This window comes from Lentzea alba, from assembly GCF_011067745.1.
GTDB lineage: Bacteria > Actinomycetota > Actinomycetes > Mycobacteriales > Pseudonocardiaceae > Lentzea > Lentzea alba.
Genome location: NZ_JAAMPJ010000001.1, coordinates 1,269,679 through 1,287,048, shown reverse-complemented (window position 1 = coordinate 1,287,048; position 17,370 = coordinate 1,269,679). Strand labels below are relative to the sequence as shown.

Genomic DNA, 17,370 nt, shown 5'->3' with positions numbered 1-17,370 from the left:
CACTAGCGTCTTGCCCGTGGACAAGTGGCGGCGGAAGTACGCGTGGCTCGACCACATCATGCTGGCGTACGAGCGCTACACGGAGAGGTACGGCACCCACTACGCAGCTGCGGTGACGTACTTCAGCGTGCTGTCGCTGGTGCCCATCCTGATGATCGGTTTCGCCGTCGCCGGTTTCGTGCTGCAGTCGCAGCCGGAGCTGCTGGCCGACCTGCGTTCGGCGATCGCCGAGGCGGTGCCGGACAAGCAGCTTCGCGAGCAGATCAACGAGGCCGTGAACACCGCCCTGGACTCCAAGGGCACCGTCGGCATCATCGGTCTGCTCGGTGCCGCGTACTCCGGTCTTGGCTGGATGAGCAACCTCCGGGACGCGCTGACCGCGCAATGGGGGCACGCCAAGGAAAACCTGCCGTTCTTCGGCACGTTGTGGCGCGACCTGCTGTCGTTGGTCGGTCTGGGGCTGGCGATCGTTCTGTCGTTCGGCATCACCGCTCTGGGTTCCGGGTTCGCCAAGGAAGTGCTGGAGTGGCTGGGGCTTGAGGACGCCGGCTGGGCCCGCGCGCTGCTGAAGATCGGCTCGATCCTCCTGTCGTTGCTGGCGAACTGGATGGTGTTCCTGTGGGTGCTCGCGCGGTTGCCGCGCAAGCCCGTCGGCTGGCGTTCGGCGCTGCGCGGGGCCCTGGCGGCCGCGATCGGGTTCGAGGTGCTGAAGCAGGCGGCGACGATCTTTCTGTCGTTCGTGACGTCATCGCCGACTTCGGCCGCGTTCGGGTCGGTCATCGGTGTTCTGGTGTTCGCGAACCTGGTGGCGCAGTTCTTGCTGTTCATCGCTGCTTGGACGGCCACGGCTCGGGAGAACCGGGAGCCTGAGCCGGTTCCGGCGCCGCCGCCGGCTGTGATTCAGCCTGTGGTTTCGGTTCGGACTGGGCCTTCGCCTTCGTTGATGCTGGGGGCGGGGGCTGTGGTCGGGGCGTTGCTCGGGTTGCGGTGGCGGCGGCGGTAGGTGGGTCAGCCCTTCGGGGCCTTCGGCCGTGCGGGTCGGCCTTGCGTGGGTGCCTACCGCTACCCAGCCGGTTGTTGCCCAGCGGGGCATGCGCTCATGCCGACCCAGCCGCTTGTCACCCGGCGCGGCATCACACGGGGGCGTACCCGTCGCGGCACTTGCGTCGTCAGGCCACCTCCACGATCCGCACTGGTGGGCGTGGCCGGGCCGCTGCCGCTCGGTGTGCCTTCTTCAGCTCCCGCGCGACCTGCTCCGGGTTGTCGCGCAGCCGGTTCGGCAGCGTTTGCACGACGAGGATCCCCGCGGCCGCGTATCTGCTGTTGCGGGCGAGGGTCCGTTCGTAGTCGCGCGGGCCGTAGTGGAAGGCCTTCGAGTCGATTTCCCAGGCCAGGCCCACGTCGTCGAACCAGGCGTCCGGTCTGCCGATGATCAGGTCGTCGGCGTCCGCGAGAGTGACGTTCCAGCGCGGGGTGGTCAGCCGGATTCGGCGGGAGAGGCGGCGGGCGTCGCGTTCTGCGACGGATTCGGCGCGGCCTAGTTCTTGCAGCACGGTGCGGACGAGCTTGGTGCCGAAGCGGTTGGTGCGGGCTTCCCGACGGAGGCTCTCCGGGGTGCAGCGACCCTTCTGGATGGCGGCGGCGATCAGGGCTGTGGCCTCGTCGGACGAGTGCAGTTGGCGGCACGCGTCGACCACGGCTCGGTCCGGCGACACCAGCGGGAAGCCTCCGATGTCGGAGGCCGGGGGCATGGGGGAGGCGCGCTCCAGGATCAACGCGCCGCTGCCGCGGGCTGAGCCGGGGGTCAGCACGTGGATCTCGGAGCCGCGTGCGGGCAGGCCGTGTTGTCGGCACGCCTCGGCGCCGGTGACTGCGGCGCCCGGGCCTGCGCGGAGCAGGGCCGCAGTCAGTTGTTGGTCGCGCGTGGGCGGGCCGTTGTGCAGCAGCACCACACCTGGGTGCATGCGCTGCCACGGCCCGCCCGGACCGCACTTCAGCCAGGGGTTCGGGAACCCCAGGGACTTCAGGGCGACGGCACTGATGACACCGAGATCGCTGCGGTCGCGCAGTTGTTCGATTCGCATGTCGTCAGTGTGACGAGCACCACCGACAGTTTTCGGCGGGTCAGCGTCGGAGGGTGTGCCTGGCGCGGTCGATCAGCAGCATGAGCGCGCCCGCCACCGCCAGCAGCACACCGAGTGCCACCAGCCAGCCGATCGAGGAGGCACCCGTGCTGGCCAGGCGGTTGTCCTGGTGTTGCGGGGGCTTCGTGACCGGAGGCGTCGTCTTCGGCGGTGTGGTCGTCACCGGAGTCGTGGTCGTGGTGACCGGCGGCGTGGTGGTCGTCGTGGTCGTGCTGGTCGACGTCGGAGGCGTCGTCGTGGTGGTGCTGGTTGACGTCGTTGTCGTGGTCGTCGACGAGGGCGGCGTTGTGGTCGTTGACGTCGTTGTCGTGGTGCTGCTGGTGGTGGTGCACGGCGTCGTCGTGGTGGTGGTCGGCTTCGTCGTCGTGGTGTGCTCGCCTCGTGGTTCGGGCGAGCGCCAGCCTGGACGTTCCTTCGGGCACCACGCGGCGGCGCACACGCGGCCGTCACCTGAGGCCGCGGCCTCAGGGCCGGCACCTGACAGTCCGACGACTGTCAACACCGCACCCGCGGCGAGGACACCGATGTAGGCGATACGTGACATGGACCGATGGTTGCGCCCGGATACCGCAGGTCGCGCGTGCCGCGCGCACACGTCACCCACGCGTGCACGCGACATCCCCCGATCAGGTCCAGAAGACCGCTACGCCGATGTTCAGCACGACGAGTGACGCGGCGGTCGGCAGCAGCCAGGACGGGGCCTTGGGCTTGTTGACGTTGATCGCCACGACCGCGGCGATGGCCACGACGACCAGCAGCTTCACGCCGATCTTGATGTGGTCGTACTTCACCGAGTCGACCAGCGGGTCGATGCCCACCAGCGCGACGCCGGTCAGCAGCTGCAGGGCGGCACCGTGCAGCCAGCCCTTGTTGACCGGCGCGTCCTTGCCGGCCTTGGCCTGCAACATGATCATCGCGACGAGCATGCCCATGCCCAGCAGGTGCAGGAACACCAGCAGCAGGCGTACGAACTCCACAGTGATTCCTATCGACGTCGGGTGGCCAGGAAACCCCGCACGCCCAGCACGCCGATGACGCTGCCGAACACGAGCGAGGCGATCACGAGCACCAGGTGCACCGTGAAGAACGGGGTAGGTCCGTCGCTGAACGAACGTGGGTCGTTCCAGATGTTTTTCAGGAACGTGGGCCAGATCACCCACGACCACACTCCGAAAGCCACCAGGAAGAGTGACATCGGGCGCGAGAGCTTCACGGCGACCAGTATCGGACGTGGTGCGTGCAAGCCGCTAAACGGGGGTGGATAGCCTGGAGCCGTGCCCTTCCCCAAACGGCTCATCGTCGCCCTGGTCCTAGCAACGGCCACAGCCGCGTTCGCCGCACCGACCGGCACCGCACAGCAGGCCGCCGGCTCGGCTCAGTGCGCTAATCGCGAGACCCCGCCGCCGCCGGTGGACACGTCCGAGCAGCCGGCGCAGGGTCAGAAGGCCCCGACCCCGCTCGAGGTGCAGGAGAAGCCCATCGGTGGCGACCGGCTGGGTGAGTGCGGCCTGATCCTGCCGCCGAACTCGGCGCAGCCGCCGGCCGGCATGACCGCGGCCTCGTGGCTGCTCGCGGACATGGACAGCGGCGCCGTCCTCGCCGCGTACGACCCGCACGGCCGTCAGCGTCCGGCGAGCGTCATCAAGGTGCTGCTGGCGATGGTCGTCGCCAAGGAGCTCCGCGGCGACCTCGTCGTCACCGCCAGCGCCGAGGACACCCAGCAGGAGTGCACCTGCGTGGGGCTCAAGGACGGTGGCCAGTACACGGTCCGCCAGCTGCTGCACGGCCTGCTGCTCACGTCGGGCAACGACGTGGCGCACACGCTGGCCCGCCAGCTCGGCGGCGTCCCGGTCGCCCTGCGCAAGATGAACGCCATGGCGAAGGAGCTCGGCGCCCTCGACACCCGCGCCGTGACCCCGTCCGGCCTCGACGGCCCCGGCACCAGCACCTCCGCCTACGACGTGGCCCTGATCTTCCGCGGCGCCATGAAGTACGACGAGTTCGCGCAGGCCATCAAGCTCAAGCAGTCGACGTTCCCCGGCCGCAACGGCGGCACGATCCCGCTGACGAACGACAACCGCCTGCTCAACAGCTACGAGGGCGCGATCGGCGGCAAGTCGGGCTACACCGACGACTCCAAGCACACGTACGTGGGTGCCGCCGAACGCAACGGCCGCCGCCTCGTCGTCGTCCTGCTGCGCGGCGAGGTGCAGCCCACGCACATCACCGCCCAGGCCGCGAAGCTGCTCGATTACGGCTTCGCCATGGGTCCCGGCGGGGTGGGCAAGCTGGTGGACGGCGCCCCGCAGCCCAAGCCGAACGTCGTCCCCACCCAGAACAACGACTCGTCCAATGGCGCGGCCCCCACCGATCCCACCACCGGCCGCCCGACGCCGACCGCGTTCGGCACCGTCGGCCTGCCGATCACGGCAGCGGCGGGCATCGGTCTGCTGGCCGGTCTGCTCCTCTACATCCGCAACAAGCGCGCCAAAGCGGCACGGGCGCGCCGTCAGGCCGCACAGGCGGCTCAGAGCGTCTAGCCACTCGGAAGGGCCTGCTACGAGCCTCCAGCGTGCGCGCTGGGGGCTCGTTCGCGTCGGGGCACCATCACGACGGTGAGCACCAACACGGTGACGATCAACACCATCGAGGCGAGCACCGCGGCGGTCACCCCGAACCGGAAGAACACCGCGCCCAGCAGAGCCACCCCGGCCGTCGCGCCGAGTTGCTGCACCGCGTTCAACAACCCCGACGCCCACCCGGTCTCGTCCGGCGCCGCCGCCGACAACGCGTTGCCGAAGAACGGCACCGTGAACGAGCCGGTTGAACGCGAAAGCGCCGCGCTCCCAACGGGAACGCGGCGCTTCCGAACGCAGAAACCTCAGACGCGCTTGAACAGCAGCGCGCGCTTCACTTCCTGGATCGCCTTGGTGACCTGGATGCCACGCGGGCAGGCGTCGGTGCAGTTGAACGTGGTCCGGCACCGCCACACGCCGTCGATGTCGTTGAGGATGTCGAGCCGCTCCTCAGCGCCCTCGTCGCGCGAGTCGAAGATGAACCGGTGCGCGTTCACGATCGCCGCCGGGCCGAAGTACGAGCCCTCGGTCCAGTAGACCGGGCAGGACGTGGTGCAGCAGGCGCACAGGATGCACTTCGTGGTGTCGTCGAACCGCTCGCGGTCGGCGACCGACTGGATGCGCTCGCGCGTCGGCTCGTTGCCGTAGGTCACGAGGTACGGCTTGACCGCGCGGAACGCCTCGAAGAACGGCTCCATGTCGACGAGCAGGTCCTTGTTCACCGGCAGGCCCTTGATGGGCTCGATGGTGATCGTGGTCTGCTTGTCGCCCTTCTGCAGCAGGTCCTTCAGCAGGACCTTGCACGCCAGGCGGTTCACGCCGTTGATGCGCATGGCGTCCGAACCGCAGATGCCGTGCGCGCAGGAGCGGCGGAACGTCAGCGTGCCGTCCACGTACCACTTGATGTAGTGGAGGAGGTTCAGCACGCGGTCCGACGGGAGGGCGGGGATGTCGAACGAGTCCCAGCGCGGCTCGTCGTCGAACTCCGGGTTGAACCGGCGGATCTTGACGGTGACCGTTACAGCGCCGTCCGGAACCGGCGGCTGGGAGCCGCGCGAGCCAGCAGTGGTTTCAGCGGTGGCGGTCATCAGTACTTGCGCTCCATCGGCTTGTACCGGGTAAAGGTCACGGGCTTGTAGTCGAGCCGGATGTCGGCCGAGAGACCGTCGCCCTGCTTGTAGAACATGCTGTGGCGCATGAAGTTCGTGTCGTCGCGGTTCGGGTAGTCCTCGCGGGCGTGACCGCCGCGGGACTCCTTGCGCGCCAGTGCGCCGTGCACCAGGACCTCGGCCAGCTCCAGCAGGAAGCCGAGCTCGACGGCCTCCAGCAGGTCGGTGTTGAAGCGCTTGCCCTTGTCCTGCACCTGGATGTGCGCGTAGCGCTCCTTCAGGGCCTGAACGTCGTGCAGCGCCTGCTTCAGCGTGTCCTCGGTGCGGTACACCGACGCGTTGGCGTCCATGGTGGCCTGCAGCTCGGTGCGGATGTCCGCCACGCGCTCCTGGCCGTGCTCCGACAGGACGAGAGCGACCTGAGCCTCGACCTGAGCCGCCGGGTTCTCCGGCAGCTCGACGTGCTCGTCGCGGGACAGCGCGTACTCCGCGGCGGCGATGCCCGCGCGGCGGCCGAACACGTTGATGTCCAGCAGCGAGTTGGTGCCCAGGCGGTTCGCGCCGTGCACCGAGACGCAGGCGCACTCGCCGGCGGCGTAGAGGCCGGGAACGACGTTGTCGTTGTCCCGCAGCACTTCGCCGTGGATGTTCGTCGGGATGCCACCCATCGCGTAGTGCGCGGTCGGGTACACCGGGACGGGCTCGACGACCGGGTCGACCGCGAGGTAGGTGCGGGCGAACTCGGTGATGTCCGGCAGCTTCGTCTCCAGCACCTCGGCGCCGAGGTGCGTGCAGTCGAGCAGCACGTAGTCCTTGTTCGGGCCGGCGCCACGGCCTTCCAGCACCTCGAGGGCCATCGAACGGGCCACGATGTCGCGCGGCGCCAGGTCCTTGATGGTCGGGGCGTAGCGCTCCATGAACCGCTCACCCGAGGCGTTGCGCAGGATCGCGCCCTCACCGCGGGCACCCTCGGTCAGCAGGATGCCGAGACCCGCGAGACCGGTCGGGTGGAACTGGTAGAACTCCATGTCCTCCAGGGGCAGGCCCTTGCGGAAGATGATGCCCATGCCGTCGCCGGTCAGCGTGTGGGCGTTCGACGTGGTCTTGAAGACCTTGCCGAAACCACCGGTCGCGAACACGACGGACTTGGCCTGGAAGACGTGGATCTCGCCGGTCGCGAGCTCGTAGGCGACGGCGCCGGTGCAGACCGGGCCGTTCTCCGTCTCGGTCAGGCAGATGTCGAGCACGTAGAACTCGTTGAAGAACTCGATGCCGTGCTTGACGCAGTTCTGGTACAGCGTCTGGAGAATCATGTGACCGGTGCGGTCCGCGGCGTAGCAGGCGCGGCGCACGGCGGCTTCACCGTGGTTGCGCGTGTGCCCGCCGAACCGGCGCTGGTCGATCTTGCCCTCGGGCGTGCGGTTGAACGGCAGGCCCATCTTCTCGAGGTCGAGAACGGCGTCGATGGCCTCCTTCGCCATGATCTCGGCGGCGTCCTGGTCGACCAGGTAGTCGCCGCCCTTGATCGTGTCGAAGGTGTGCCACTCCCAGTTGTCCTCCTCGACGTTGGCGAGGGCGGCGCACATGCCGCCCTGAGCCGCGCCGGTGTGCGAACGCGTGGGGTAGAGCTTGGTGAGCACCGCGGTGCGGGCGCGCTGGCCGGACTCGATCGCCGCGCGCATTCCGGCACCACCAGCGCCGATGATGACTACGTCGTACTTGTGGAACTGCATTGTGGTGGGCTCCCCGCGCGGGTCAGTTCGAGATGTTCGGGTCGAAGGTGAAGATCACGAACGTGCCGAGCGAGATGATCAGCACCATCGACACGTAGAGCAGCATCTTCAACCAGAACCGGGTGGAGTCCTTGCGGGCGTAGTCGTTGATGACAGTCCGCAGGCCGTTGCCGCCGTGGATCTGCGCGAGCCACAGCATCGCGAGGTCCCAGAACTGCCAGAACGGAGAAGCCCAGCGGCCGGCCACGAAACCGAAGTTGATCTTGTGGACGCCGCCGTCGAGGATGTTCATGATGAACAGGTGGCCCAGGACCAGGACCACGAGCAGCAAGCCGGACAGGCGCATGAACAGCCAGCTGTAGAGCTCGCCGTTGCTGCGACGGGCCGCGGGGCGGCGCGGCTGACGGGGCTTGTCGAGTGCGAGAGACATGGCTCAGTGACCCCCAACCAGGTCGGAGATCGTGCGCTCCATCATGAAGTAGAAGCCGGGGATCATCACGACGACCCAGACGGCCAGCACGGTCCACAGCATGACCCGCTGGTACTTGGCGCCCTTCTCCCAGAAGTCGACCAGCATGACCCGGATGCCGTTCAGCGCGTGGTAGAGCACCGCGCCGACCAGGCCGACCTCGAAGAGGTTGACCACCGGGTTCTTGTAGGTCTCGATCACCGCGTCGTACGCGTTCGGTGACACCCGCACCAGTGCGGTGTCGAGCACGTGGGTGAAGAGGAAGAAGAACGTGAGGACACCGGTGATCCGGTGGGCGACCCAGGACCACATGCCCAGATCACCGCGGTAGAGCGTCCCACCCCCTCGGGTGGTGCCCGACCGCTCGGGTGCGCCTGCGCTGGTCATGCGCCGCGGCCTCCAACGTCAGTGGTGGTGGTCGGCGAAACGGTTCATTCCGACCATGACCGGAAAAGCGTAGTCCTGCACGTCGGGACCGACCCAGCAGGCGCACCCGCTCTGTGATCGATGAGACACGCTGTCGATCGGCCAAGCGGTCTTTATCGATCCCGAAATGCGGTCCACGCCACATTTGAAGTAACGCGGGGGCCCCGCGTTTCCCTGGAGGGAACGCGGGGCCCCCGCGTTCCGAAAAGGACGGCGGCCTGGACCTCCGCCTTGGTCCGGGCCGCCGTCGTCGGCAAGGGCACTTGCCACCCTCTACACGAAGGAGGGCCGCGACCGGTTCAACGCGGCGCGCGGAACTGCGCCATTTGGGCGATGATCAGCGTGGGGAAGCGGTTGGAGCACACGTTTCGCCACGCGGTGAACACGAATGATCACCACTCGTGCGGCCAAAGCGTCGAATGCGTAACCGATAGGGGTCTTTGTAGGTGCTGGCGGCAACGCGGTTGGTTACTAAGAGGTACGGTGCCGCGTCTAGGACCCAACAACGTCGTTGGGGAGGAACCTCAGGGAGGAGACGAGCCGTGCGTCGTCGTATGCGTGGTGTCGCGGTCGCCGCGATCGCGTTGACCAGCGTGATGACTATGGCCGCCTGCGCGAAGGACTCGGGTGGCGGAACCAACTCGAACACCGGCACTGGTGCCGCTTGCGAGTTCGCCGAGGCTCCTTCTGCGCCCGCCACCTCGAACACCAGCGCCGCCGCGGGTGACAAGGTGGACGCGAGTGCGCTGAAGATCGGTCTTGCCTACGACATCGGTGGCCGTGGCGACGCGTCGTTCAACGACTCCGCCGCCGCCGGTCTCGACAAGGCCATCGCGGACATGGGCGTGAAGAAGGAGAACACGCGCGAGCTCTCCGCCGCCCCGAACGAGGACGAGTCCGCCAAGCAGACCCGTCTGCGTCAGCTCGCGTCCGAGGGCTTCAACCCGATCATCGGTGTCGGCTTCGCCTACGCCGAGTCGATGAAGCTCGTCGCCGCGGAGTTCCCGGCCGTCAAGTTCGGCCTGGTCGACTCGGCCGTCGAGGGCGCGACCAACGTCACGCCGCTGCTGTTCGCCGAGCAGGAGGGCTCCTTCCTGGCCGGCGTCATCGCCGCGTACCAGAGCAAGAAGTGCCACGTGGGCTTCGTCGGCGGCGTCGAGATCCCGCTGATCCAGAAGTTCGAGGCCGGCTACTTCCAGGGTGCCCAGGCCGCCGCGCCGAAGATCCAGGTCGAGAAGAAGTACATCACCCCGGCTGGTGACTTCACCGGTTTCCAGGACGCCCCGAAGGGCCAGGAAGCCGCGAAGGGCCAGATCGACAAGGGTGCCGACGTGATCTACCAGGCCGCGGGTGCCTCCGGTAAGGGCATCTTCTCGGCCGCCAAGCAGGCCGGCGTGCTCGCGATCGGTGTCGACTCCGACCAGTACAACCAGGCGACCGTGGCGGACACCAAGGACGTCATCGTCTCCTCGATGCTCAAGCGCGTCGACGTCGCGGTGTACGACTTCGTCAAGGCCGTCGCGAAGAACGACCTCGCGTCGCTGCCGAAGGTCTTCGACCTGAAGGTCAACGGTGTCGGGTACGCCACCTCGGGTGGCAAGATCGACGCGAAGCTGCAGGGCATCCTCGAGGGCTACAAGGCCCAGATCATCGAGGGCAAGATCAAGGTCAAGGACAAGCCGTAGTCCGAAAGCCACCACACCACCGGGCCCTGTGAGGATTTGCCCCTCACAGGGCCCGGTGCGTGGTAGGAGGAGCACTCGACGATGAGCACTTCCTCGTCCGTACGGACGGACGATCCCCCCGCGGTGGTGCTGACCGGCATCACCAAGCGATTCCCCGGTGTGGTCGCCAACAGCGACGTGCACCTGACCGTCCGCCGTGGCGAGGTTCATGCCCTGTGCGGTGAGAACGGCGCGGGCAAATCGACCCTGATGAAGATCCTCTACGGCATGCAGCCGCCGGACGAGGGCACCATCGAGGTCAGCGGCGAGCAGGTGCGGTTCCGCACCCCGTCGGACGCCATCAAGGCCGGTATCGGCATGGTGCACCAGCACTTCATGCTCGCCGACAACCTCACCGTCCAGGAGAACGTGGTCCTGGGCGCCGAGGCGCTGCACGGCATCGGCCAGAAGGCCCGCAAGCGCATCATCGAGCTGTCGGGCAAGACCGGACTCAACGTCGACCCCGGCGTGCTCGTCGAGCAGCTCGGCGTCGCCGACCGGCAGCGCGTCGAGATCCTCAAGGTGCTCTACCGCGGTGCCAAGGTGATCATCCTGGACGAGCCGACCGCCGTGCTCGTGCCGCAGGAGGTCAACGAGCTCTTCGACACCGTCCGCGGCATGCAGGAGCAGGGCTACACGTTCCTGTTCATCTCGCACAAGCTCGACGAGGTCCGCGCGATCGCGGACTCGGTCACGGTCATCCGCCGCGGCACCACCGTCGGCAGCGCGGACCCGAAGACCGTGTCGTCCCGCCAGCTCGCGGAGATGATGGTCGGCAGCGAGCTGCCCAGCCCGGAGACCCGTGAGTCCACCGTCACCGACACGGTCGTGCTGGACGTCAAGGGCCTCAAGCTCATGACTCCGGACGGCTCGCGGCCGATCCTCGACGACGTCGACCTGGTGGTCCGCTCCGGTGAGGTCGTCGGCATCGCCGGCGTCGAGGGCAACGGCCAGACCGAGCTGGTCGAGACGATCATGGGCATGCGCAAGGCCGGCAGCGGCACGATCACGTTGCAGGACAACGACCTCACCAAGCTGGGCACGCTGGCCCGGCGCGAGGCGGGCATCGGCTACATCCCGGAGGACCGCCACCGGCACGGCCTGCTGCTCACCCAACCCCTTTGGTACAACCGGATCCTCGGCTACCAGACGCGCAAGCCGACGTCCAAGGGCATCTGGCTCGACACCGACGGCGCGAAGAAGGACACCGAGCGGATCGTCACCGAGTTCGACGTCCGCACGCCCGGCATCGACGTGCCCGCGGCCGCGCTGTCCGGTGGCAACCAGCAGAAGCTCGTCGTCGGCCGGGAACTGTCCGGCGACCCGGTGCTGCTCATCGCGTCGCACCCGACCCGCGGTGTCGACGTCGGCGCGCAGGCGTTGATCTGGGACGAGATCAAGCGCGCTCGCGCCGCCGGTCTCGCCGTGCTGCTGATCTCCGCGGACCTGGACGAGCTGATCGGCCTGTCGGACACGATCAAGGTCATGCTGCGCGGCCGCCTGGTGGCCGACGCCGACCCGAACACCGTCACGCCCGAGGACCTCGGCAGCGCGATGACGGGTGCGGGCAGCACGAGCGCAGCGGTCCAGGAGACCGCTGTCGTTGAGGAAGGCGAGAACTGATGGGACACCTGCGCGGCAAACTCCTGCCGCCCGCGTTGGCGATCGTCTTCTCGATGCTGCTGTGCGGGGTGGCGCTGATCATCTCGGGCGCGAACCCGCTCAGCGCGTTCGGCGCGATGATCTCGCAGGTCGGCAAAGGCACGACCACCGTCGACATCATCAACTCGACGGGCATCTACTACATCGCGGCGCTCGCGGTGGCGATCGGGTTCCAGATGAACCTGTTCAACATCGGTGTCGAGGGCCAGTACCGCGTCGCGGCGGTCGTCGCCGCGGTCGTCGGTGGCTCGATCGCGCTGCCGCCGGGCATCCACACCCTGGTGATCATCATCGCGGGTGCGCTCGCCGGCGCCGCCTGGGCCGCGATCCCCGCGATCCTCAAGGTGACCCGGGGCGTCAACGAGGTCATCTCGACGATCATGATGAACGGCCTGGCGATCGGTCTGTCCGCCTACCTGATCCGCCGGGACGTCTTCGGTGAGCTGCGGGGCAACAACATCCGCACCGCGGAGATCCCGGAGAGCGGCTGGATGCCCGGTATCTCGTTCGGCGGCGGCGGCACGATGTTCGGCTTCCTCTTCGTGGCCATCGCGCTGGGCGTCGGCTACTGGATCATGATGAACCGCACCAGGTTCGGCTTCGAGCTGCGCGCGTCCGGCGAGTCCGCCACGGCCGCGTCGGCCGGCGGCGTCAACGCCAAGAAGATGGTGCTGGTGTCGATGCTGCTCTCCGGCGCCATCGCGGGCCTGATCGGCCTGCCGGAGATGCTCGGCCGCGACCACACGTTCAGCCTGAACTTCACCGCGGGCATCGGGTTCTCCGGCATCGCGATCGCGCTGCTCGGCCGCAACCACCCCGGTGGCATCGCGTTCGGCGCGCTGCTCTGGGCGTTCCTCGACAAGTCGGGTCTCGCGCTCGACAACGTCGGTGTGCCAAGGGAGATCGTCACCATCATGCAGGGCTCGATCGTCCTGTCGGTCGTCGTCGCGTACGAGGTGGTGCGCCGGTTCGAGCTCGCCTCCGAACAGCGCCGCGTCGGCCGCGAGCTCGGAACTGTCGGAGGTGCCGCGTGATCACGACGTTGGAGGAGAAGCCCCACGTCCCGGCGGCGCCTCGCAAGCGCAGGGTGCCCGGCTGGGCCGTCGGCATGATCGGTGTCGCCGGCGCGATCGTGCTGCTGTCGATCACCTCGATGCAGACCGGGTTCCCGCAGCTCACCTCGTCCGGCACGACCCAGACCGCGGTCCGGCTCGCGCTGCCGATCCTGCTCGCCGGTCTCGGCGGTCTGTGGTCGGAACGCGCGGGTGTGGTCAACATCGGCCTCGAAGGCATGATGATCATGGGCACCTGGGGCGCGGCGTGGGCCGGGTACCAGTGGGGTCCGTGGGCCGCACTGGTCGCGGCAGTGGTGTTCGGTTCGCTGGGCGGGCTGCTGCACGCGGTCGCGACGGTGACGTTCGGCGTCAACCACATCGTCTCCGGTGTGGCGATCAACCTGCTCGGCGCCGGTCTGACGAAGTACCTGTCGACACTGGTGTTCTTCCCGCTGTCGCACAACCCGCGCCAGTCGCCGCCGGTCCAGCCGTTCGACACGTACTCGGCTGGTGGCCTCGCGGACTGGCTCGGTGAGCTCGAAGCCGGGCAGCGACTGTTCATCTCGGACGTCGCGGGCATCGTGCGCGGCCTCGTTACGGGCGTCTCGCCGTTGACGATGCTGACGATCCTGCTCGTGCCGCTCTCGTACTACCTGCTCTGGCGCACCCGCTTCGGCCTGCGCCTGCGCTCGGTCGGCGAGAACCCGCACGCCGCGGACTCGCTGGGCGTGAAGGTGTACTTCCACAAGTACGTCGCCGTGATCGTCTCCGGTGGTCTCGCCGGCCTGGGTGGCGCCGCGCTGGTGCTCAACCCCGGTCAGCTGTCCTATCTGGAGGGTCAGACCGGCGGCCGCGGCTTCATCGGCCTGGCCGCGATGATCTTCGGCAACTGGCGGCCGGGTGGCCTGCTGGGCGGCGCGGCGCTGTTCGGTTACGCCGACGGCCTGCAGCTGCGTTCCGGCGGCGACACGGTGCTGGCGCTGGTCTACGGCGTGGTGATCCTGCTCGGCGTGATCGTGGTGTACCAGCTGATCAAGCGGAAGTGGTTCTCCGCGGCGGCGGCGATCGTCGTGGCCGTGCTGCTGTACCTGCTGTACATCAGCCTCGACGAGATCCCCGGCGAGTTCGTGTCGTACGCGCCGCACATGGTGACGCTGGCCGTGCTGGCCGTGGCGTCGCAGCGGTTGCGGATGCCGGCCGCCGACGGTGTGGTCTACCGCCGTGGCTGAGATCGACTGGGACCTGCTGAGGGCACGGGCAGTGGAAGCGGCGTCGTTCGCCCACTGCCCGTACTCCGGGCTGCAGGTCGGTGCGGCGGCGTTGTGCGACGACGGCCGCATCGTGACCGGGTGCAACGTCGAGAACGCTTCTTATGGCCTCGGACTGTGCGCTGAGTGCACGTTGGTCGGCCAACTGCGGCTGACCGGTGGCGGCCGCCTGGTCGCGGTCGCCTGCCGCAGTGGCTCCGGTGAGCTGCTGATGCCGTGCGGGCGGTGCCGTCAGGTGATCTACGAGTTCGGCGGGCGGGAATGCCTGGTCGACACCGCGCGTGGGCCGTTGCCGATGACCGAGGTGCTGCTCGACGCGTTCGGACCGGAGGATCTGCCATGAGTTTCTCGGCTGTGGACGTCATTCGCGCCAAGCGTGATGGCGCTGTTCTTTCGGACGCGCAGATCGACTGGGTGATCGACGCCTACACGCGCGGTGCCGTCGCGGACGAGCAGATGTCCGCGCTGGCGATGGCGATCTTCTTCAACGGCATGACCGCCGCGGAGACCGCGCGCTGGACCCAGGCGATGATCTCGTCGGGCGAGCGGTTGTCGTTGCACGTGGATCGCCCGACCGTGGACAAGCACTCGACCGGTGGCGTCGGCGACAAGATCACGCTGCCGCTGGCGCCCCTGGTCGCTGCCTGCGGTGCCGCCGTTCCGCAGCTGTCGGGACGCGGACTGGGCCACACCGGCGGGACGTTGGACAAGCTGGAGTCGATTCCCGGATGGCGGGCGGCACTCTCCACGTCGGAGATCATGGCGCAGCTCTCCGATGTCGGTGCCGTGGTTTGTGCTGCCACCGAAGGACTTGCTCCGGCTGACCGGAAGCTCTACGCGTTGCGGGACGTCACCGGAACCGTCGAGGCGATTCCGCTGATCGCTTCTTCGATCATGTCGAAGAAGATCGCGGAAGGAGCCGAGTCGCTGGTGCTGGACGTGAAGGTCGGCTCCGGCGCGTTCATGAAGGACCTCGCTTCCGCTCGTGCGCTGGCCGAAGCGCTGGTGGCGATCGGTGTCGAGCACGGCGTCAAGATCTCGGCGCTGCTGACCGACATGTCGGTGCCGCTCGGGCGCGCCGTCGGCAACGCGGTCGAGGTCGCCGAGTCGGTGGACGTGCTGCGCGGCGGCGGACCTGCCGACGTCGTCGAGCTGACCGTGGCGCTGGCCGCGGAAATGCTGTCCCTGGCCGGGATTTCGGCTGATCCGGCCGCTGTTCTGGCTTCTGGTGAGGCGTACGAGGTGTGGGCGCGGATGATCCGGGCCCAGGGCGGCGACCCCGAGGCTCCGTTGCCGGTCGGCTCACATCGCCACGTCGTCGAGGCACCGACCTCAGGTGTCTTGTCCTCTTTGGACGCTTACGCGGTCGGTGTGGCCGCGTGGCGCCTCGGTGCGGGGCGGGCGCGCAAGGAGGACCCGGTGCAGGCGGGCGCGGGTGTGCTGTGCCTCGCCAAGCCGGGCGACGAGGTCGTGGCGGGTCAGCCCCTGCTGGAGCTGTACACCGACACGCCGGACGCCGTCCCCGCCGCACTGTCCACACTGGAGGGTTCGTTCACCATCGGTGGCGAGGTTTCCACCGGTCCGCTGGTGATCGACACCATCCGCGGTTAGCCGACCAGCGTGCCGGCCAGCGGTGCGCGGTCCTGCTTCCACACCACGCACAGCACTTCCTGACGGCCAGGAGTGGTGGGGTCGTTGTACGCCTTCCACTCCTGCTCCGTCGGCACCAGCCCGGTGAAGCCCAGCGCGTCCTTGGACCGCGAGGCGGTGGTCTGGAACTGCTCGGTGCAGTACTTCTTCGTGAAGTCGGCGAGCCACTCGACGCCGGGGTAGGCGGTGTCCTTCGGCTTGTCCCACAGCGGGGTCGCGGCCGAGAAGAGCTGGATGCCGTGCGGTTTGTCGCACGGCACGCTCCCCGGCACCGGTGAGCCCTGGGTGAGGAAGTCCTTCGCGCACTCCGTACCGGTGAGGTTCCACTTTGGCACGTCGCCGCCGCGGCCGAACGTGGCGATCCGCCGGGAGGGCAGCGGCGCACCGACCGGCAGCGACGCGGCCTCAGTCCACTCGGTGGAGTTCTCCGGAGTGCTGTTGGTGGGCGCCGGGGTGTCCTTCGGCCGGAAAGCGAGATAGCCGGCGAACGCGGAACCCGCGAGCACGACGGCGCCCAGTGCGACGGCGGCGACCTTGACGGCCGTGTTCTTCTTGCGCTGCACCGGAACCGGCGCGGTGCCCTGGACGATCGCGACCAGCATCCCCCGCGCCTGGGCCGCGGTCATCCGCCTTGCCGGGTCGACCGTCAGCAGCCCGCGGATCACCTCGGCCAGCTGTGGCGAGGCCCGCCGCAGCACCGGCGCCTCGTTCATGACCGCGTGCAACGTCGACGCGGTGGACGTGCGTTCGAACGGGCTGATCCCCTCGACCGCGTGGGCGATCGTGACGCCGAGCGCCCACAGGTCCGAGGCGGGCGAGGCCTCCCAGCCCTGGAGCCGGTCGGGCGACAGGTACGCGGGCGAGCCGACGATGCCGCCGTTGGTGGTGAGCCGGGGGTCGTCCATCGCCTGCGCGATGCCGAAGTCGGTGAGCTTCACGGCACCGTCCGGCCGCACCATGATGTTGCTGGGCTTGACGTCCCGGTGCACGATGCCTGCCGTGTGCGCGGCCTCCAGTGCTCCCAGCACCTGCAACGCGACACCCGCCATCCACACCGAGTCGCGCGGCCCGTGCCGTTCGACGACGGTGGCGAGGTCGGAGGCGTCGACCAGCTCCATCGCGAGGTAGGTGCGCCCGTTCTCGCGGACGACGTCGTAGACCGTCACCACGGCCGGGTGGTTCAGCCGGCCGGCGGTCCGTGCCTCGCGGAGCATGCGCTCCTCCAGCACGGTGCGTTCCTCCGCCGCCATGCCCTGCGGCGGGTGCAGCTCCTTGAGCGCGACCGCGCGCCCGAGCAGCTGGTCCTGGGCGCGCCACACGACACCCATCGCACCGCGGCCGAGCTCGGCGAGCAGTGCGTAGCGGTTGGCGATGAGTCGCTGTTGCTGCACGGACTATCCCTTCTGGAGACCCAGATCCCGGCGAGCCTATCGATGGCCGTGTGAGCGCTCTCTTCATGGTCACGTCCGCCGCCGACAGTGGGTTCAACGGCCCGTCGTTCCCGCTATCAAGTCGCTATCGAACGGCTCTGAACACACCGACAGAGCACGGAAC

18 protein-coding genes are annotated in these 17,370 nt (G+C 68.4%); 9 read left to right on the top strand and 9 right to left on the bottom strand.

Translation table 11 applies throughout. The features are described 5' to 3' along the window. Positions 1-16 precede the first annotated feature (16 nt). On the top strand, positions 17-1,003 hold the full coding sequence (gene yhjD, locus G7043_RS06110; RefSeq protein WP_313887718.1) for an inner membrane protein YhjD: 987 nt from the start codon (positions 17-19) through the stop codon (positions 1,001-1,003). Between the two features lie 166 nt (positions 1,004-1,169). Here the strand turns inward: yhjD and G7043_RS06105 are convergent, their stop codons facing one another. Next, on the bottom strand, positions 1,170-2,084 hold the full coding sequence (locus G7043_RS06105) for a hypothetical protein (protein WP_166044534.1): 915 nt from the start codon (positions 2,082-2,084) through the stop codon (positions 1,170-1,172). Between the two features lie 80 nt (positions 2,085-2,164). Between G7043_RS06105 and G7043_RS47510 the strand changes: the two genes are divergently transcribed. Continuing rightward, the gene (locus G7043_RS47510) at positions 2,165-2,674 is read left to right on the top strand and encodes a hypothetical protein (RefSeq protein ID WP_207310569.1); all 510 of its coding nucleotides are present in this window, start codon (positions 2,165-2,167) and stop codon (positions 2,672-2,674) included. A gap of 96 nt (positions 2,675-2,770) precedes the next feature. Here the strand turns inward: G7043_RS47510 and G7043_RS06095 are convergent, their stop codons facing one another. Both G7043_RS06095 and G7043_RS06090 read right to left on the bottom strand, forming a co-directional pair. After that, positions 2,771-3,121, bottom strand: a complete 351-nt coding sequence (locus tag G7043_RS06095) for a hypothetical protein (protein WP_086660975.1) — start codon at positions 3,119-3,121, stop codon at positions 2,771-2,773. Positions 3,122-3,129: 8 nt separating this feature from the next. Further along, positions 3,130-3,357, bottom strand: coding sequence for an SCO4848 family membrane protein (locus tag G7043_RS06090; RefSeq protein ID WP_166044533.1), 228 nt, complete (start codon positions 3,355-3,357; stop codon positions 3,130-3,132). A gap of 61 nt (positions 3,358-3,418) precedes the next feature. On the opposite strand from G7043_RS06090, the gene G7043_RS06085 reads away from it, so the two are divergent. Further along, a complete protein-coding gene (locus G7043_RS06085) occupies positions 3,419-4,684 on the top strand; it encodes a D-alanyl-D-alanine carboxypeptidase family protein (RefSeq protein ID WP_166044532.1) in 1,266 nt (421 codons plus the stop codon). A 17-nt stretch (positions 4,685-4,701) separates the two neighbouring features. Here the strand turns inward: G7043_RS06085 and G7043_RS06080 are convergent, their stop codons facing one another. From G7043_RS06080 to sdhC, 5 genes are all read right to left on the bottom strand, one after another. Beyond that, on the bottom strand, positions 4,702-4,953 hold the full coding sequence (locus G7043_RS06080; protein WP_166044531.1) for an MFS transporter: 252 nt from the start codon (positions 4,951-4,953) through the stop codon (positions 4,702-4,704). A 72-nt stretch (positions 4,954-5,025) separates the two neighbouring features. After that, positions 5,026-5,808, bottom strand: coding sequence for a succinate dehydrogenase iron-sulfur subunit (locus G7043_RS06075; RefSeq protein WP_089949242.1), 783 nt, complete (start codon positions 5,806-5,808; stop codon positions 5,026-5,028). Next, positions 5,808-7,562 (bottom strand): succinate dehydrogenase flavoprotein subunit, encoded by a 1,755-nt coding sequence (sdhA, locus tag G7043_RS06070; protein ID WP_166044530.1) that lies wholly within the window; start codon positions 7,560-7,562, stop codon positions 5,808-5,810. Before sdhA ends, G7043_RS06075 begins: the two co-directional genes overlap by 1 nt. Positions 7,563-7,584: 22 nt before the next feature. Beyond that, the gene (locus G7043_RS06065; protein ID WP_166044529.1) at positions 7,585-7,992 is read right to left on the bottom strand and encodes a succinate dehydrogenase hydrophobic membrane anchor subunit; all 408 of its coding nucleotides are present in this window, start codon (positions 7,990-7,992) and stop codon (positions 7,585-7,587) included. A 3-nt stretch (positions 7,993-7,995) separates the two neighbouring features. Next, entirely contained in the window at positions 7,996-8,418 is a 423-nt protein-coding gene (gene sdhC / locus G7043_RS06060; RefSeq protein ID WP_030470768.1) for a succinate dehydrogenase, cytochrome b556 subunit, read from the bottom strand. A gap of 593 nt (positions 8,419-9,011) precedes the next feature. Between sdhC and G7043_RS06055 the strand changes: the two genes are divergently transcribed. The 6 genes from G7043_RS06055 to G7043_RS06030 all read left to right on the top strand — a co-directional run bounded on the left by G7043_RS06055 (position 9,012) and on the right by G7043_RS06030 (position 15,777). Then, the gene (locus G7043_RS06055) at positions 9,012-10,142 is read left to right on the top strand and encodes a BMP family lipoprotein (RefSeq protein WP_166044958.1); all 1,131 of its coding nucleotides are present in this window, start codon (positions 9,012-9,014) and stop codon (positions 10,140-10,142) included. Positions 10,143-10,223: 81 nt separating this feature from the next. Further along, on the top strand, positions 10,224-11,804 hold the full coding sequence (locus G7043_RS06050) for an ABC transporter ATP-binding protein (protein ID WP_166044528.1): 1,581 nt from the start codon (positions 10,224-10,226) through the stop codon (positions 11,802-11,804). Next, on the top strand, positions 11,804-12,877 hold the full coding sequence (locus G7043_RS06045; protein WP_166044527.1) for an ABC transporter permease: 1,074 nt from the start codon (positions 11,804-11,806) through the stop codon (positions 12,875-12,877). The genes G7043_RS06050 and G7043_RS06045 overlap by 1 nt, the downstream gene beginning before the upstream one ends. Continuing rightward, positions 12,874-14,127, top strand: coding sequence for an ABC transporter permease (locus tag G7043_RS06040; RefSeq protein WP_313887717.1), 1,254 nt, complete (start codon positions 12,874-12,876; stop codon positions 14,125-14,127). The genes G7043_RS06045 and G7043_RS06040 overlap by 4 nt, the downstream gene beginning before the upstream one ends. After that, positions 14,120-14,509 carry a cytidine deaminase gene (locus tag G7043_RS06035; protein ID WP_166044526.1) on the top strand — a complete coding sequence of 130 codons (390 nt, stop codon included), beginning with the start codon at positions 14,120-14,122 and terminating at the stop codon, positions 14,507-14,509. The genes G7043_RS06040 and G7043_RS06035 overlap by 8 nt, the downstream gene beginning before the upstream one ends. After that, on the top strand, positions 14,506-15,777 hold the full coding sequence (locus G7043_RS06030; protein ID WP_166044525.1) for a thymidine phosphorylase: 1,272 nt from the start codon (positions 14,506-14,508) through the stop codon (positions 15,775-15,777). The genes G7043_RS06035 and G7043_RS06030 overlap by 4 nt, the downstream gene beginning before the upstream one ends. On the opposite strand, the gene G7043_RS06025 is transcribed toward G7043_RS06030, so the two are convergent. Continuing rightward, positions 15,774-17,207, bottom strand: a complete 1,434-nt coding sequence (locus G7043_RS06025; protein WP_313887716.1) for a serine/threonine-protein kinase — start codon at positions 17,205-17,207, stop codon at positions 15,774-15,776. The two genes, G7043_RS06030 and G7043_RS06025, sit on opposite strands and share 4 nt — an antisense overlap. Between the last annotated feature and the right edge of the window lie 163 nt (positions 17,208-17,370).

Coding starts and splice junctions, on each gene's coding strand:
- G7043_RS06105 (WP_166044534.1), bottom strand. CDS start 2,084: ATGCGAATCGAACAACTGCGCGACCGCAGCGATCTCGGTGTCATCAGT.
- G7043_RS47510 (WP_207310569.1), top strand. CDS start 2,165: ATGAGCGCGCCCGCCACCGCCAGCAGCACACCGAGTGCCACCAGCCAG.
- G7043_RS06075 (WP_089949242.1), bottom strand. CDS start 5,808: ATGACCGCCACCGCTGAAACCACTGCTGGCTCGCGCGGCTCCCAGCCG.
- sdhA (WP_166044530.1), bottom strand. CDS start 7,562: ATGCAGTTCCACAAGTACGACGTAGTCATCATCGGCGCTGGTGGTGCC.
- G7043_RS06065 (WP_166044529.1), bottom strand. CDS start 7,992: ATGTCTCTCGCACTCGACAAGCCCCGTCAGCCGCGCCGCCCCGCGGCC.
- sdhC (WP_030470768.1), bottom strand. CDS start 8,418: ATGACCAGCGCAGGCGCACCCGAGCGGTCGGGCACCACCCGAGGGGGT.
- G7043_RS06055 (WP_166044958.1), top strand. CDS start 9,012: ATGCGTGGTGTCGCGGTCGCCGCGATCGCGTTGACCAGCGTGATGACT.
- G7043_RS06050 (WP_166044528.1), top strand. CDS start 10,224: ATGAGCACTTCCTCGTCCGTACGGACGGACGATCCCCCCGCGGTGGTG.
- G7043_RS06045 (WP_166044527.1), top strand. CDS start 11,804: ATGGGACACCTGCGCGGCAAACTCCTGCCGCCCGCGTTGGCGATCGTC.
- G7043_RS06030 (WP_166044525.1), top strand. CDS start 14,506: ATGAGTTTCTCGGCTGTGGACGTCATTCGCGCCAAGCGTGATGGCGCT.